The 15875-nt window shown below is 68.0% G+C and carries 13 protein-coding genes; 9 read left to right on the forward strand and 4 right to left on the reverse strand.

The window, feature by feature from the left end; translation table 11 throughout:
• The first annotated feature begins 4 nt into the window (after positions 1 to 4).
• From hydA to ACPPVQ_RS19220, 7 genes are all read left to right on the forward strand, one after another.
• The gene (gene hydA / locus ACPPVQ_RS19190; RefSeq protein WP_426516909.1) at positions 5 to 1447 is read left to right on the forward strand and encodes a dihydropyrimidinase; all 1443 of its coding nucleotides are present in this window, start codon (positions 5 to 7) and stop codon (positions 1445 to 1447) included.
• Between the two features lie 9 nt (positions 1448 to 1456).
• Positions 1457 to 2473: a TIGR03842 family LLM class F420-dependent oxidoreductase gene (locus tag ACPPVQ_RS19195; RefSeq protein ID WP_426516911.1), complete on the forward strand. Its 1017-nt coding sequence runs from the start codon at positions 1457 to 1459 to the stop codon at positions 2471 to 2473.
• A gap of 2 nt (positions 2474 to 2475) precedes the next feature.
• Complete coding sequence (locus tag ACPPVQ_RS19200; RefSeq protein ID WP_426516913.1) at positions 2476 to 3813, forward strand: aspartate aminotransferase family protein; 1338 nt, start codon at positions 2476 to 2478, stop codon at positions 3811 to 3813.
• 2 nt (positions 3814 to 3815) lie between these two features.
• A complete protein-coding gene (locus tag ACPPVQ_RS19205; RefSeq protein ID WP_426516915.1) occupies positions 3816 to 5309 on the forward strand; it encodes a CoA-acylating methylmalonate-semialdehyde dehydrogenase in 1494 nt (497 codons plus the stop codon).
• A gap of 31 nt (positions 5310 to 5340) precedes the next feature.
• Positions 5341 to 6768 carry a carboxylesterase/lipase family protein gene (locus tag ACPPVQ_RS19210; protein WP_426516917.1) on the forward strand — a complete coding sequence of 476 codons (1428 nt, stop codon included), beginning with the start codon at positions 5341 to 5343 and terminating at the stop codon, positions 6766 to 6768.
• A gap of 88 nt (positions 6769 to 6856) precedes the next feature.
• A complete protein-coding gene (locus ACPPVQ_RS19215; protein ID WP_426516919.1) occupies positions 6857 to 7966 on the forward strand; it encodes a hypothetical protein in 1110 nt (369 codons plus the stop codon).
• 176 nt (positions 7967 to 8142) lie between these two features.
• On the forward strand, positions 8143 to 8967 hold the full coding sequence (locus tag ACPPVQ_RS19220) for a hypothetical protein (protein WP_426516921.1): 825 nt from the start codon (positions 8143 to 8145) through the stop codon (positions 8965 to 8967).
• A gap of 72 nt (positions 8968 to 9039) precedes the next feature.
• Here the strand turns inward: ACPPVQ_RS19220 and ACPPVQ_RS19225 are convergent, their stop codons facing one another.
• Together ACPPVQ_RS19225 and ACPPVQ_RS19230 are read right to left on the reverse strand one after the other, a co-directional pair.
• A complete protein-coding gene (locus tag ACPPVQ_RS19225; RefSeq protein WP_426516923.1) occupies positions 9040 to 9639 on the reverse strand; it encodes an HD domain-containing protein in 600 nt (199 codons plus the stop codon).
• A gap of 131 nt (positions 9640 to 9770) precedes the next feature.
• Complete coding sequence (locus ACPPVQ_RS19230; protein WP_426516925.1) at positions 9771 to 10565, reverse strand: thioesterase family protein; 795 nt, start codon at positions 10563 to 10565, stop codon at positions 9771 to 9773.
• 197 nt (positions 10566 to 10762) lie between these two features.
• Between ACPPVQ_RS19230 and ACPPVQ_RS19235 the strand changes: the two genes are divergently transcribed.
• Together ACPPVQ_RS19235 and ACPPVQ_RS19240 are read left to right on the forward strand one after the other, a co-directional pair.
• Complete coding sequence (locus ACPPVQ_RS19235; protein ID WP_426516927.1) at positions 10763 to 11101, forward strand: hypothetical protein; 339 nt, start codon at positions 10763 to 10765, stop codon at positions 11099 to 11101.
• Positions 11102 to 11210: 109 nt separating this feature from the next.
• Positions 11211 to 12026: an SDR family NAD(P)-dependent oxidoreductase gene (locus ACPPVQ_RS19240; RefSeq protein ID WP_426516928.1), complete on the forward strand. Its 816-nt coding sequence runs from the start codon at positions 11211 to 11213 to the stop codon at positions 12024 to 12026.
• Here ACPPVQ_RS19240 and ACPPVQ_RS19245 read toward each other — a convergent pair.
• Positions 11973 to 14492: a glycosyl hydrolase 2 galactose-binding domain-containing protein gene (locus ACPPVQ_RS19245; protein ID WP_426516930.1), complete on the reverse strand. Its 2520-nt coding sequence runs from the start codon at positions 14490 to 14492 to the stop codon at positions 11973 to 11975. The two genes, ACPPVQ_RS19240 and ACPPVQ_RS19245, sit on opposite strands and share 54 nt — an antisense overlap.
• Positions 14493 to 14494: 2 nt before the next feature.
• The gene (locus tag ACPPVQ_RS19250; protein WP_426516932.1) at positions 14495 to 15874 is read right to left on the reverse strand and encodes a GH1 family beta-glucosidase; all 1380 of its coding nucleotides are present in this window, start codon (positions 15872 to 15874) and stop codon (positions 14495 to 14497) included.
• Position 15875: the final 1 nt, after the last annotated feature.

Here is a 15875-nt window from a genome sequence, read left to right on the forward strand (position 1 = left end):
CTCCATGACCACCACCCTCATCACCGGCGGCACCGTGGTCTCGGCCACCGGCCGCGGCCTCGCCGACGTGCTCATCGACGGCGAGACCATCGCCGCCGTGCTGCAGCCGGGTTCCGTGCTGCTCGGAACGGATCTCGCGGCATCCGTCGACCGGGTGATCGACGCAACAGGCCGGTACGTCATCCCGGGCGGCATCGACGCCCACACCCACTTCGAACTGCCGTTCGGGGGCACGGAGGCGAGCGACACCTTCGAGTCCGGCACCAGGGCCGCCGCGTGGGGAGGCACCACGTCGGTCATCGACTTCGCGGTGCAGACGTACGGCACCCGCATCCAGGACGGCCTCGCCAGGTGGCACGACAAGGCGGCCGGCAACTGCGCGATCGACTACGGGTTCCACCAGATCGTCGGCGACGTGACCGAGGACTCGCTCGCAGCCCTCCGGGCCCTGCCCGATGAGGGCATCACCAGTTTCAAGTTGTTCATGGCCTACCCCGGCGTCTTCTACTCGGATGACGCGCAGATCCTGAAGGCCATGCAGGTGTCCCGCGACACCGGGATGCTCACCATGATGCACGCAGAGAACGGCCCGGCCATCGACGTGCTCGCCGCCCAGCTCGTCGAGCAGGGCAAGACCGACCCCTACTACCACGGCATCGCGCGTGCCTGGCAGATGGAGGAGGAAGCGACCCACCGCGCGATCATGCTCGCCAACCTCACCGGCGCCCCGCTCTACATCGTGCACGTCAGCGCGAAGCAGGCGGTCGAACAGCTCGCCTGGGCCCGTGACAAAGGCCAGAACGTCTACGGCGAGACGTGTCCGCAGTACCTGTACCTGTCGCTCGAAGACCAGCTCGGTGCCTCGAGTCCGGAGTGGGGCCACTTCGAGGGCGCGAAATGGGTCTGCTCGACGCCGCTTCGCTCCCGGGCCGAAGGACACCAGGACTCGATGTGGCAGGCGTTGCGCACCAACGACCTGCAGATGGTGTCGACCGACCACTGCCCCTTCTGCATGAAAGACCAGAAGGAACTCGGCCGCGGCGACTTCCGCAAGATCCCGAACGGCATCGGATCGCTCGAACACCGCATGGACCTGATGTACCAGGGCGTGGTCACCGGTGAGCTGACACTCGAACGCTGGGTGGAGCTCACGAGCACGACCCCGGCCCGCATGTTCGGGCTCTACGGCCAGAAGGGCGTCATCCAGCCCGGGGCCGACGCCGACATCGTGCTCTACGACCCCGACGGCCACACGAGCATCGGCATCGGCGCAGGCAGGACCCACCACATGAACATGGACTATTCGGCGTGGGAAGGGTTCGAGATCGACGGACACGTCGACACGGTGCTGAGCCGCGGCAAGGTCGTCGTCGACGACAACCAGTACCTCGGAACGAAAGGCGACGGGCGATTCCTCAAGCGCGGCCTGTCGCAATACCTGGTCTAGGAGCGCACGATGGACTTCGGCGCAGTTCTCCAGACCAATCCGCCCGCCTCACGCACCATCCACCTGGCCAGACTCGCCGAGCAGTACGGGTTCAGTCACGTGTGGACCTTCGATTCGCACCTGCTCTGGCAGGAACCGTATGTGATCTACAGCCAGATCCTCGCCGAAACCAGGCGCATCATGGTCGGACCCATGGTGACCAACCCGGCGACCCGGGACTGGACCGTGACCGCATCCGTGTTCGCGACCCTGAACGAGATGTACGGCAACCGCACGATCGTCGGCATCGGGCGCGGCGATTCGGCGGTGCGCGTGATCAACGGAGCCCCGACGACGCTGGCCGAACTGCGTGAGGCGATCCACGTCATCCGGGAACTCGGCAACAGCCGGCCCGTCGACTACAAGGGGTCGACGCTGCAGTTCCCGTGGAGCAAAGGATCCGAACTGGAGGTCTGGGTCGCAGCATACGGGCCCCTCGCCCTGAAGCTGACCGGCGAGGTCGGCGACGGCTTCATCCTGCAGCTCGCCGACGTCGACATCGCCGAATGGATGATCGGCACCGTTCGGCAGGCGGCCGAACGCGCCGGGCGCGACCCGATGTCCATCAGGTTCTGCGTCGCGGCCCCGATGTACATCGGCGACGACTGGGAGCACATGCGCGAGCAGTGCCGCTGGTTCGGCGGGATGGTCGGCAACCATGTCGCCGACATCGTCGCCAAATACGGAACCGGCGGGGCGGTGCCGAAAGCACTGACCGACTACATCGCAGGACGCGAAGGCTACGACTACAACGAACACGGCCGGGCCGGCAACACCCACACTGCATTCGTGCCCGACGAGATCGTCGACCGGTTCTGCGTGCTCGGAACGGCGGATGACCACATCGCGAAACTGAAACAGCTCGCCGAACTCGGCGTCGACCAATTCGCCGGCTACCTGCAGCACGACAACAAAGAGGAGACCCTCCGCGTGTACGGCGAGACGGTCATCCCGGCGCTCTCCGAGCACGTCACCGCGAAAGGCTGACAATGAACGCACCCCTCGACCCCACGCCTCTCGACCACGCAGACGGCGACCTCGCCCAGCAGCTCGACCGCGCCCACGTCTTCCACTCCTGGTCGGCGCAAGGGCCGTTCACCGGGCTCGCGATCGCCGGTGGAAGCGGCACCACGGTCTGGGATTTCGACGGACGCCGATACCTGGATTTCGCCAGCCAGCTGGTCAATCTGAACATCGGCCACCAGCATCCGGCGGTCGTAGCCGCGATCCGCGAGCAGGCCGGGATCCTGACCACCATCGCGCCGGCCACGGTGAATCTGACCCGCGGACAGGCGGCGAGACGTATCGTCTCGCACGCACCCGACGGCTTCAACAAGGTGTTCTTCACCAACGGCGGGGCGGATGCGAACGAGAACGCGATCCGCATGGCCCGCCTCCACACCGGGCGTGACAAGGTGCTCTCGACCTATCGCTCGTACCACGGCAACACCGGCGCGGCCATCGTCGCCACCGGCGACTGGCGTCGTGTGCCGAACGAGTTCGCGCGCGGTCATGTGCACTTCTTCGGGCCTTACCTCTACCGCAGCGAGTTCTGGGCGCAGACCCCCGAGCAGGAATCCGAGCGTGCACTGACCCACCTGCGCCGGGTGATCGAGAGCGAAGGGCCGGCGACGATCGCCGCCATCGTCCTCGAGACGGTTCCGGGCACGGCGGGCATCCTGGTGCCACCGCCCGGCTATCTCGCGGGGGTGCGGGCGCTCGCCGACCAGCACGGCATCCTCGTCATCCTCGACGAAGTCATGGCCGGTTTCGGTCGCACAGGCCGGTGGTTCGCTTTCGACGGGTACGACATCCGTCCAGACCTGATCACGTTCGCCAAGGGTGTGAACTCCGGTTACGTGCCGGTCGGTGGTGTGATCATCCCCGATGCGATCGCGAGCGACTTCGACGAGCGGGTCTTTCCGGGCGGCCTCACCTACAGCGGGCATCCGCTTGCGATGGCCTCGATCGTCGCTGCGCTCGATGCGATGGAAAGCGAGGGGATCGTCGCCCACGCGGCGCAGATCGGCTCGGATGCGATCGGGCCGGCGCTCGCGAACCTCGCGTCCGCACATCCGCTCGTCGGTGAAGTGCGCGGTGAGGGAGTCTTCTGGGCGATCGAGCTCGTCGCCGATCGCGAGGCGCGCGAACCCGTGCCGGCGGCGACGATGGGGCGCATCAAAGCCGGGCTGCTCGAACGCGGCGTCATTCCGTTCATCCAGGACAACCGCATCCATGTCGTGCCGCCGTGCGTCGTCACCGCCGACGAGGTCGCGCAAGCGATGGCCGCATACGACGAGGTGCTCACGTCAATCGAAAGGGTCTGACCATGACCGACATCATCAACCACTGGATCGACGGCCGTGAAGCCGCCGGCGTCTCCGCCCGCACGCAGCCGGTCTACGACCCGGCGCTCGGCACATCGACGAAGGATGTGCGGCTCGGCAGCGCGGCCGATGTCGACACGGCAGTCGCGTCCGCTCTCGCGGCCTTCGGCGAGTGGGGCGGCTCGTCGTGGGCGAAGCGGCAGACTGTGATCTTCGCCTTCCGCGAGCTGCTGAACGCCCGCAAGGAGGAGCTCGCACAGATCCTCACCGCCGAACACGGGAAGGTCCTGTCGGATGCGCTGGGCGAGATCGCGCGCGGGCTCGAAGTCGTCGACTTCGCGGCGGGGATCGCACACCTGGCGAAGGGCGAGTATTCGGAGAACGTGTCGACCGGGGTCGACGTCTACTCGCTGCGCCAGCCGCTCGGGGTCGTCGGAATCATCAGCCCGTTCAACTTTCCGGCGATGGTGCCGATGTGGTTCTTCCCGATCGCGATCGCGGCCGGCAACACGGTCGTGCTGAAGCCGAGTGAGAAAGACCCGTCTGCATCGATCTGGCTGGCGAAGCTGATGCAGGAGGCAGGTCTCCCCGACGGGGTGCTCAACGTCGTGCACGGCGACAAGGAGGCCGTCGACGCACTGCTCGTCCATCCGGACGTGCAGTCGATCTCGTTCGTCGGGTCGACCCCGATCGCACGCTACGTGTACGAGACCGGGACCGCGGCCGGCAAGCGGGTGCAGGCGCTCGGGGGGGCGAAGAACCACATGCTGGTGCTTCCGGATGCCGACCTCGACCTGGTCGCGGACTCGGCCGTGAACGCCGGCTTCGGTTCGGCCGGCGAACGGTGCATGGCCATCAGTGTCGTGCTGGCCGTCGACACGATCGCGGACGAACTGGTTTCGAAGATCACGACGCGGATGGCCGGGCTCACGACCGGTGACGGGCGCCGCGCCTGCGACATGGGGCCCTTGATCACCGAGGCGCATCGCGACAAGGTGGCGGGCTACATCGATATCGCCGTCGCGGACGGCGCGACGGTCGTCGTCGACGGACGCGATGTCGTGCCCGACGGAGCGGCCGAAGGCTTCTGGCTCGGCCCGACACTCATCGACAATGTGTCGACCGGCTCCCGGGTCTACATCGACGAGATCTTCGGGCCGGTGCTCTCGGTCGTGCGGGTCTCCGGCTACGACGAGGGTCTCGGCATCATCAACGCCAGCCGTTACGGCAACGGCACCGCGATCTTCACCAACGACGGCGGCGCCGCCCGCCGGTTCCAGCGCGAGGTGCAGGTCGGAATGATCGGCATCAACGTGCCCATCCCGGTGCCGGTCGCCTACCACTCGTTCGGCGGCTGGAAGGACTCCCTGTTCGGCGATGCCAAGGCGTACGGCACGCGCGGGGTCGACTTCTTCACCCGCGAGAAGGCGATCACCTCCCGCTGGCTCGACCCCAGCCACGGCGGCATCAACCTCGGCTTCCCCCGCAACGCGTAGCCGCAGCGGGGGCGGCGGCTAGGCTCCGGACATGGCGATCACGATCTCCTCCGGCCCCATCGAGGGCACGTCGTCCGACGGTGTCGACCGCTACCTGGGCATCCCGTACGCGGCCGCCCCGGTCGGTGCCCGGCGGTTCGCCGGCCCGACCCCGCATCCGGGATGGACGGAGGTCCGCGACGCGACCTCCTTCGGCCCGACCGCACCGCAGGCGCCATACAGCGGCGCGCTCCGCACACTGCTGCCGAGCGTCGAGATCCCGGGCGACGAATACCTCAACCTGAACGTGTGGGCACCGAGCGGCGGCAGCGACCTGCCGGTGATGGTCTGGGTGCACGGCGGTTCGCTCGTGCACGGAGCCAACGCGCTCGACATCTACGACGGCACCGCGTTCGCCCGTGACGGAGTCGTCTTCGTGTCCATCAACTACCGGCTGGGCGCCGAAGGGTTCTCGGTCATCGGCGAAGCCCCGCTCAACCTCGGACTGCAGGATGTCGTCGCCGCCCTGCGCTGGGTGCAGGCCGAGATCGGAGTGTTCGGCGGCGATCCCTCCCGCGTGACCGTCGCCGGCGAGTCGGCCGGCGCGATCCTGCTCGGCACGCTTCTGGCGAACCGGAAGGTCAGCGGACTGTTCGCACGGATGATCCTGCAGAGCGGCCTGCCTGCCGCCTTACCCCGGGCGAAGGCGGCGAAGATCTCCGGGCTGATGGCGAAACGGCTGGGAATCCCGGCGTCACGCGCCACCTTCGCTGCGCGGGACGCATCCGAACTCGTCGCCACCCAGCAGGCGGTGACCGCGGGGTCGACGCCGATCACCGGTGGCGTATCGTTCTCGATCGCGATCGGCGACGACCTGGTGCCGACCGACCCGCTTCGCGCCGTGCTGGCCGGAGCCGGGGACCGCATCCCTCTGCTCATCGGCTCGAACACTGAGGAATACCGGCTGTGGTTCGTGCCGACCGGCCTCATGTCGAAGATCACCGCGCCCCTGTTCGCGGCTGCGCGCGTCAGGTTCCGCATTTCGCGGCGCATCCTCGACGCGTACAAGGCGGCGCACCCCGGGGCATCGCGAGGCGAGCTGTTCGGGGTGCTCGCGACCGACATCATCCTGCGGCTGCCGCTGAACAGAATCGCGGATGCGCGCCTCACCCGCATGGCGGAAACCTACGTCTACGAGTTCAGCTGGTCGAGCACGGTGCAAGCTCTGGGCGCGGCACACGCGATGGAGCTCGGGTTCGTGTTCGATCGGCTGGACTCCCCCGACGTCGTTGCGATGGCCGGCGTCGAAGCACCGCAACAGCTCGCGGACGACATGCACGGCGCCTGGGTCCGGTTCGTGAAAAGCGGCGACCCCGGATGGGAGAAGTGGAGTTCGCGGCGGCCGGTGCAGACCTTCGACGCGCCCGCATCCCAGCTCGTCTACGCGCCCCACGAACGTGAGCGCGCCGCCTGGAAGTGAGTACCCCTGCCGGAGTGTGAGCCCGGTTGGCTCTGAGTGAGCGCAGCTGCGTTCAGGTTGTTCGAAGCAGGCTGCGTATTCTGAAAACATGCCTACCACTGCCACGTCCACCCTGCTCTCTGCGGGGCCCGTTCTCTTCGCCCCAGTCGCCTCATCCGACGGCACTGCGGTGCTTTTCGTCGCCGACGTCGCGCGGGCGACCATCCTGGCCTTCGAGCTTCCGGCCGAAGCGCCGGCGGCCGGGACCGAGGTCACTGTCGAGAAGCTCGGAACGAAGATCGCCTCGCTGCTCGGAGTCGAACGGGAGGATGCGGTTATCCGGGGAATGACCGTCCATCCCACCTCGCACGCGGTCTACCTGTCGGTGGCTCGCGGTCGCGGGCCGGAGGCGGCCCCGGTGCTGGTGCGCGCCGGAACGGACGGTGAGCTGAGCGTCGTCGAACTCGAAGACCTGCCGGTCACCTCGTTCGAGCTCGACGACGCCCCCGCCGCTGAGGATGAGCGCATGGACTACTGGCTCGACGGCAATGAATCGACGTCACAGCCACGGGAGATCCACGGCGTGACGCTGAACATCGCAATGGTTCCTGCCCAGCGTTCGACGATCACCGACCTCGCGTGGGTCGGCGGATCGCTGTTCGTGGCGGGCCTCAGCAACGAGGAGTTCAGCTCACGCCTGCGCCGGGTCGCGTATCCGTTCGACGGCTCGGCGACCGGGACGTCGGTCGAGATCTTCCATGTCGATCATGGCAAATATGAGACGCAGTCGCCGATTCGCGCCCTCACCGCGTTCGACGGAGGGTCGAGCATCCTCGCCTCCTACACCTGCACCCCGGTGGTGCATTTCTCGCTCGACCAGTTGCGTGGAGAGGGAGTCGTGCGCGGGCGCACGGTCGCCGAACTGGGCCCGATGAACCAGCCGTTCAGCCTGGTCACCTACGACCGCGACGGCGAGGAATTCCTGCTGGTCTCCAACACACGGCATCCGCTGCTGAAGATTCCGGCGGCGGCAGTCGCCGCCCAGGGTCCACTCGCTGTGCCCGCGTCTGAGCCGGATGCGTCTCTCGGGGTTCCGCGTGAGAGTCTCCCGCACCCCGGGGTCACGTGGATGGCGAACCTCGACCGGGAGAGCGTCGTCGTCGTTCAGCATCACGGTGACGACACCGACCTCCGCACGTTCCGCGCGGACGAACTCTGACCGGCATCCGGGCGGAATGGCATAACGGAACCGTCGTCGTCCGCGGTCCCGGGCTTGCGGATGCGCTGGCGCTCGTTCCGGCCGGCGCGCTCAGCCTCGGGCCCGGTCTCGTCACGACAGCCGGCACCTGGGAGCGATCCGGGGATGACGCGGAGTTCACGCCGCGTTTCGCCGCGGTGCCGGGAACCACGTATGTGGTCGTCGGGCGAGCGGATGCGGGGGAGGCGTGGCGCGAACTGGCGCGGGTCAGCATCCCTGCCGCCGATCTCACACCCCGCACCGTCGTCGAAACGATCGATCCGCCGACCGAATGGGTGCCGGAGAACCTGCTGCGGTTCTCGGTGACCTTCTCGTCAGTCATGGACGAGGGGTCCGCCGCCGGACACGTTCACGTGCTCGATGAGACCGGAGCCGTCATGCCGGGAACGCTCCTGGAGATGCCGCCGGAACTCTGGGACCGGCGGCGTCGCCGGCTCACCGTCCTGCTGGAACCCGGTCGCATCAAGCGGGGGCTCCAGCCGAATGTGCAGGCGGGAGCGCCGCTCCGCGAGGGCAGCACGATCACCCTCTTCGTCGATGCCGGTCTCCGCGATGCCGAGGGAGCACAGCTCGTCGGAGCCGCGCGTCGCACCTATCGCGTCGGGGCACCGGTTCGCTCGCGCATCGACCCGACCCAGTGGGAGGTGCGCTGGCCGGAGGATCCGATGGGCCCCCTGGTCGTGCGTTTCGACCGGCCACTGGACCGGACACTGGTGGAGCGGCACCTGCGCGTGGTCGACGGGAACGGCCATCCGGTGGCCGGAGAGGCGTCACTCGATCAGGATGCGCGTGTGTGGGTCTTCACGCCTTCGGCGCGCGGCACCGACCGGAGGCTTCGCGTGGACGCGCGGCTCGAGGACCTGGCCGGCAACTCGGTGCGGCGGGTGTTCGACCGCGACCTGGAGCTCTCGGCCGACGACGGCATCGAGGCGGAGGAGATCGTGCTGTCGCCGAAGGGCTGAGCTGCAGCGATCTATTGCTCAAAAATGGCTAGTGGATGCAAATCGCCGCCGGGTGGCGCCGGTGGGTCAGCCTCACAAGCGTTCGAGCGGATTCTCCCGGAGCTTGCGCGCCACCCCTCCGTCGACCAGGCGGCGTGCGGCGGTGTCCGGCTTTCGGGCGGCCTGGTCGGTCACGCACGCCGTGAACTCGGCGGCCAGTTGCCCGCGCGGGTACCGGGCGAGCACCTCACGCCGCAGGTCGAGCGGAAGGTCGTCGGAGCGCGCGCCGGAGATGTCGAGCGCGGTGGCGATCTCGAGCAGGTGCCCCTCGACGTCGAACGCCGGATCGACCTCGGGCCAGTTGTGCCGCACGATCACGTCGTGGACGCGCACGCGGCGTTCGGCGGCCCAGCCGGCGCCGGCGGTGAGTGCGATCGCGACGTGGCCGCCGGCATCCTCGTAAGCGAGCGTGTGGTTGTCGAACTCGGGAACGATGCCGAGATCGTGAAGAATCGCAGCGACGTAGAGCAGCTCATGGTCAGGCTCGAGTCCCCGGACCTGCGCGAAGGCGACCGCCCACAACCAGGTGCGCTGCACGTGGTTCAGGAGTGAGGGCGTGTGGTACTCGGTCGCGACCTCGAGCGCGGCGCGGGTGGCCGCGGTCTCCGGGGCGGTGATGTCGCTCAGTCTCATGAAGACATCATCCCGGATGCGCGCCCGCATACTCCTCGTCGGTGACGTGCTCTTTCCAGTCCGTCGTGCTGCCCGGGTCGTCGGCGCTTTCGAGCATCGCCAGATGTTCCATGAAACAGCCCGGGCAGAGCTCAGGCCGGATCCTCCTGGGTCGCGGGACGGATGGTCAGGATCTGCTCCGCGCGACCGACGGGTCCCGTCGTGTCGTGCAACACGCTGCTGGTCAGGCCGTGGCCCGCGGGGCCGAACGTGACCGTGGTGTCGAGGCCGACCCAGGAGCCCTCCGGTTGACGGTACAGGTGGATGGTCAGGTCGAGGTTGGGGTACACCCACGCCGTGGGCGGCTGTCGCACCGCGATGCCGTTGGCCGTGTCGACCAGGGCGATGAACGACGCGTGCGGGGATGCGTCCTCACCGTCGACGAGCCGGGTGTCGGTTCCGAGCCATGCCGTGGTGCGGCCCGGCGAGGGCGGGCCTAGCGGTCGCACCTCGAGCGAATCGATGTACCCTCCCGGCCACGTGTCGTCCATCGGCCACCGGCTCAGGTCGTCCGGCCCAGGGAGCGCCTCGGGTGCCCCGCCGATCACCGAAGTCGTGTCGACGACGTCGATGAACCACGCCCGTGCCAGGACGGCGGTACGGCCGCCGATCGAGACACTCGCCTCGACGAGTTCGATGGTGCGTCCCGGCCGGATCGTCTCGACCCTGACCGTGCAGTCGTCGGCAGCCAGAAAGCCGAGGATGTCGAAGCTGATGCGGGCGAGTTGCTTGCTGTCCGGCGACTTCGCGGCGCGGTGAAGGTCGATCGCGTGCACGATGAGGCCGCCGAGCGGGCTGAAATGGATTTCGGCATCGTTCCACGCTCCGCCGGCGTGCAGGGTGGGCCGGTACCGGTCACCATCGAGTCGTTCGAAATACGCGTCCATCAGATGCTCTGTCTCCCGGTTCGGTTCGGTTCGGTTCGGCCCACGGTTCCCGTGAGCAGCATCAGAATCATTGCAGTTCTTTCAGGGACCCATCGGAATCGCCGCGTCATGGCACACACCGCGCGACTCTCGCAGGCCGTCTATGTAATGCTGAAGTGACAGCTCAGCACCCGGACCGGCACGAGAGGGGCAGATCAGTGAGCACACGGACCAAAGGCCATCGCATTGCGTCGACGGTCACCGCTGCCATCGGCGTCACGAGCGTGGCCGCGGCGATCATCACATCCGGCGTCCTGTGGAAGGATTCCGAAAATGCTTCGGCCGCCGCGGCCGCACGACGCGCGACCGTCCGGCTGACGCCCGCTCCGACCCCAGCACCGGCTCCCGTCCCGACTCCCGCTGTGACGACGGCGCCTCCTGCCCCGTCGCCGACCGCCGCACCGGCTCCCGCACCTGCCGCTCGCGCGCCGGCTCCCGCACCCGCGCCGGCCCCCGGCGGCGCCCAGCCGCCTGTGGTGACGTCCGGCGGATCCTGAGGCAGACCCCTCCGCGCGTGGTGACGTCCAGCGGATCCTGAGGCAGACCCCTCCGCGCCTGCATGCCCGGCCTCCGCGAGATCGCCGTCGTGGAAGCTAGCGTGACGGTATGACCAACGCCGCGGGCAACCCGCTTCCCTCAGCCTTCGACCTCCGGGGACGGCTTGCGCTCATCAGCGGAGCCGGCAGCGCGACAGGCATCGGGATGGCCGCTGCCCGCGCATTGGGGAGCCTGGGCGCGCGCATCGCGATCACGTCGACCACGGAGCGCATCCATGAGAGGGCCGCAGAGCTGCGGCGCGACGGCATCGATGCGACGTCTTTCGTCGCTCGCCTCGACACCGAGGACGCCGCGGGACGGCTCGGCGACGACCTCGCCGCGGCGTCTCTCGAACCCGCGATCCTCGTGAACAACGCAGGAATGATCAGCGTGACCGATGACGACATGCCCTCGGGCGATATCACCAGCGGATTCGCGGACTGGGCGAAAAGCCTCGACATCAACCTGACGAGCACCTTTCTGCTCACTCGCCTGGTGATTCCAGGGATGCGCGCTGCCCGCTGGGGCCGCATCGTCAACGTGTCCAGCATCACGGGTGCGGTGATGGCAGCGCGGGCCGATGTCGCGTACGCTGCCGCGAAGGCCGGCGTGGCGGGGCTGACCAGGGCGCTCGCCGTCGACGAAGCGAAGTACGGGGTCACCGCCAACGCCGTCGCCCCGGGATGGATCGCGACCGGGTCCCAGCTCCCCTCCGAGGCCGCCGAAGGTCAGCTGGTTCCGCTGCGGCGGAGCGGAACTGCGGCGGAGGTCGCCTCGGCGGTCGCGTGGCTGGCCTCGCCCGGTTCCTCCTACGTCACCGGGCAGGTGATCTCAGTCGACGGCGGCAACAGCATCGCGGAGAACCGGGTGCCCGATCGACGGTGATTCGGCGTCGTCCCCGTCGTCGCTCACCAGCTGTCCCAGATGGCGAAGAACGCGAGCGTCGAGGAAGAGCTCCGGCTCGATCTCGGCAGCGCAGCGCACGGTGAACACCCCCACCTCCCCGGGAAGCAGATCGACGAGCATCCGATCGGCCTCCGCCTCGGGGGAGACGATGTCGGCCAGCACGGAGACCTCGCGCACGAGCGTGTGCGCGACGACGCTGATCTGAACGCCTCCGTGGATGCGCCAGGCCCGGGCAGCGAACGACGGCGTGAGGCGCTTGAGATCGCGTGGTTCGACGAACCACCAGAACCCACGCCGCCCGTCGACCGCGGCGACCAGGAACTCTCCCGCCGGCTCACCCGGCGCAGCCACCGCGTTGTCGATGGGCACGCGGACAGCGCCCCACGGCTCGACCGTGATGGTGGCTTCGGACTCGCAGATCACCTCCCCGCGCAGCGCGCGTCGCGAAATCGTCACCGTTGCGTCCCACCGATCGGCCGTGTCATTGACCACAGCGACTTCGAGACGATCCCCCTCGGGCTGGACGGTGACCAGACGCGGACTGTACGCATCGCGCATCGCGTACCAGAGCGGCTTGCGACGCCCGTCGCCGTCGATCGCCGCCCACGAGACGGCAGGCCAGCAATCGTTCAGCTGCCAGAGGATCGTGCCCATGCACCGCGGCTGCAACGACCGGAACCAGCCGATCGCCGTGCGGATCGCGACGGCCTGGTTCAGGCTCATCGCCCAGTGCCACTCCGGCATCGTGTTGGGGAGCGGGAGGTGATGCACGAGCCCGTCGGTGAGTTTGACGTTTCCCTCGGCGGCCTTCTGGTGCACGAGCATGGCCGGCGATTCCGGGGTGATCGGCTGATCGGTGATCGCACGCGTGAGCGTCGACCACGTGGGTGGGCCCTGCCATCCGAATTCCGCGACGAAGCGCGGCCGGTAGTCGCGGTAATGGGGGTAGTCCTTCTGGTTCCAGAGATCCCAGATGTGCACGGTCCCGTGCTCAGGATCGTTGGGCGCCCGTGACGTGTCCGGAGAGAACGGGCTGCCCGGGGTGTATCCGACGTGGGGCGCCAACTCGTTCACGATGGAAGGGAACAGGGTGTCGTAGTAGTAAGCACCCCACGTCTTGCCCTCCAGCCGTGGCTTCCATCCCCAGTCCTCGTAACCCCAGGTGTTCTCGTTGTTGCCGTTGAGCACGACCAGCGCCGCGTGCGAGCTGAGACGCGCGACATTCTCCCGTGCTTCCGCCTCGATCTCGGACCGGAGGGGATCCTCCTCGGAGTATGCGGCGCACGCGAGCAGGAAGTCCTGCCAGACCAGCAGGCCGAGTTCGTCTGCCGTCTCGTAGAAGTCGTCGCTCTCGAAAATCCCTCCGCCCCACACGCGGACGAGGTTCACGTTGGCGTCGACGGCCTGCTGCAACCGCTTGCCCACCCGGTCCTTGGTGACGCGGCTCGGAAAGGCGTCGTCGGGTATCCAGTTGACGCCCTTGACGGCGATGGCCCGATCGTTGACGACGATCCGGAACGGGGTGCCCGCATCGTCCGGCTCCGTGTCGAGCCGAACGGTGCGGAAACCGATTCGGCGCTCGTCCACATCCAGAAGGCCATCGCCGTACCGGAGCTCGACGGTGAGGTCGACAAGGGGCTGGTCGCCGTAACCGTGCGGCCACCACAGCGGGACATCGCCGATGCGGAGGGTCAGCTCGGCCTCCCGTCCGGTGACGTCGGCATCCACGGATGCTCCGGCCGCACTCACACGCACCTTCACCGTCTCGGCACCCGTGCGGTCGAGACGGACCTTCACCGTCACCACGCCGTCGGTTCCTTCCACCAGGGAGGAGACGGAAACCGAATCGAATCGCGCGGTTCTCCAGGTCTCGAGAGCGACCGGTCGCCAGATGCCCGAGGTGGCCGTGTCGAGGCCCCAGTCCCAGCCGTAGCTGCAGGCCATCTTGCGCAGTGCGTTGTACGGATGATGGTTGACGTGGGGTCGATAGCCGAGCTCGAGGCTTCGGCGATCCGCCTCGGGAACGGGGGCGCCGAAACGCACCTCGAGCCGGTTGACGCCGGTACGGAGCCGGTCGGCGACGGGCACCCGGTACCCGCGATGCTGGTTCTGTGCGAACAACACGGCTTCACCGTTGAGCAGCACCGTGGCGACCGTGTCCAACCCGTGAAAGTGGAGGTCGGTACGTTCGTCGCGCTCGTCGTCGCCCCACACGAACTCGGTGCGGTAGATCCACGACGTGCTGCCGATCCACTCCTGCGCGCGCTCGTTCAGGCCGACGTACGGGTCTTCGATGAGGCCCGCCGCGAGCAGGTCGGTGTGCACCACGCCGGGCACCTGGGCCGGTATCCCGCCCGCCGCAACGACACGGTCGGGAATCGGGCCGTATTCCGGCGTGACGATCCATGCATCGTGAAGCTGTCGCGTGCGCAGCGGTGTCGTCACGCTCACACCATGACCTCGGCGCTGAGTGCGCCATCCAGCATCCCGGCGAGCCAGTAGGCGCTCGCCTTCGGAGTGCGCTTCTGCGTCTCATAGTCGACGTGGACGATTCCGAACCGGCGCGAATAGCCCCACGCCCACTCGAAGTTGTCCATCAACGACCAGACGAAGTATCCCTGCAACGGGATGCCCTGCCGGATCGCTTCGGCGCCCGCAGCGATGTGGTCATGAATATAGGCAAGGCGCTCGGTGTCGTCGATGGAACCGTCGGGGAGTACGACGTCCGCATAGGCGGCACCGTTCTCGGTGATGTACAACGGGAGTTCCGGGGCGATTTCGTGCGCCATCGCCAGCACGTCGATCATTCCGTCGGGATGGATCTCCCAGCCCATCTGGGTGCGCTCGGCACCCGTGTCGACCATCTCGACGAACTCACTGCCGGGGTTCGCGCTCGGTCGCGAAGACGGCGCGCCGGCCCGGGTGGTGTGCCGGCTGTAGTAGTTGATGCCCAGGAAGTCGATCGGCGCCGAGATGAGGGCGAGATCGTCGGAGGGCGCATGCTCGGCGAACCAGTCGGTCTGGCCGAGGTCGTCGAGCACGTCTTCCGGATAGCTGCCACGCAGCACCGGGTCGAGGAAGAAGCGGTTGGCGAGCCCGTCGATGCGCCGTGCTGCGTCGACGTCGGCGTCGGAGGGACTCGCCGGAACCACCGAGTAGAGGTTGAGCGTGATGCCCGCCGTCGCCTCCGGTCGCGCGGCGCGGATGGCAGACAGCCCGAGACCGTGCCCCAGGAGCAGATGGTGCGCCGCCCGTGCCGCAGCGGTCCCCTCGTGGCGGCCGGGTGCGTGGTCCCCGCCCGCGTAGCTCAGGAACGAGGAGCACCATGGCTCGTTCAGCGTGATCCAGTTGCCGATCACGTCGCCGAGCTGTTCGGCGACGAGCCCTGCATAGTCGGCGAACCGGTACGCGGTCTCGCGGTTCATCCAGCCATCGGCGTCCTCGAGCGTCTGCGGGAGATCCCAGTGGTACAGGGTCGCCCAGGGCGTGATGCCGTTCTCGAGCAGGTTCTCGGCGAGGCGACGGTAGAAGTCGATTCCGGCCTGGTTCGAAGCTCCGCGGCCATCCGGCTGGATGCGCGGCCACGCGATCGAGAACCGGTACGCGTCGAGACCCAGGTCACGGATGAGGGCGACATCGTCGCGGAAGAGGTGGTAGTGGTCATCGGCGATGTCGCCGGTGTCGCCGCCGACGATGGCCCCGGGTCGCCGGGTGAAGGTGTCCCAGATGCTGGCACCCCGGCCGTCGACACGTGTCGCGCCTTCGACCTGGTAGGCGGCAGTCGCGGTGCCCCAGACGAAGTCGTCGGGAAAATCAGTCCTGTCCATT

Origin of the sequence: Leifsonia sp. McL0618, assembly GCF_049994905.1 — a bacterium.
Classification (GTDB): domain Bacteria; phylum Actinomycetota; class Actinomycetes; order Actinomycetales; family Microbacteriaceae; genus Diaminobutyricibacter.

Coding starts and splice junctions, on each gene's coding strand:
- hydA (WP_426516909.1), top strand. CDS start 5: ATGACCACCACCCTCATCACCGGCGGCACCGTGGTCTCGGCCACCGGC.
- ACPPVQ_RS19195 (WP_426516911.1), top strand. CDS start 1,457: ATGGACTTCGGCGCAGTTCTCCAGACCAATCCGCCCGCCTCACGCACC.
- ACPPVQ_RS19200 (WP_426516913.1), top strand. CDS start 2,476: ATGAACGCACCCCTCGACCCCACGCCTCTCGACCACGCAGACGGCGAC.
- ACPPVQ_RS19205 (WP_426516915.1), top strand. CDS start 3,816: ATGACCGACATCATCAACCACTGGATCGACGGCCGTGAAGCCGCCGGC.
- ACPPVQ_RS19210 (WP_426516917.1), top strand. CDS start 5,341: ATGGCGATCACGATCTCCTCCGGCCCCATCGAGGGCACGTCGTCCGAC.
- ACPPVQ_RS19215 (WP_426516919.1), top strand. CDS start 6,857: ATGCCTACCACTGCCACGTCCACCCTGCTCTCTGCGGGGCCCGTTCTC.
- ACPPVQ_RS19225 (WP_426516923.1), bottom strand. CDS start 9,639: ATGAGACTGAGCGACATCACCGCCCCGGAGACCGCGGCCACCCGCGCC.
- ACPPVQ_RS19230 (WP_426516925.1), bottom strand. CDS start 10,565: ATGGACGCGTATTTCGAACGACTCGATGGTGACCGGTACCGGCCCACC.
- ACPPVQ_RS19240 (WP_426516928.1), top strand. CDS start 11,211: ATGACCAACGCCGCGGGCAACCCGCTTCCCTCAGCCTTCGACCTCCGG.
- ACPPVQ_RS19250 (WP_426516932.1), bottom strand. CDS start 15,874: ATGGACAGGACTGATTTTCCCGACGACTTCGTCTGGGGCACCGCGACT.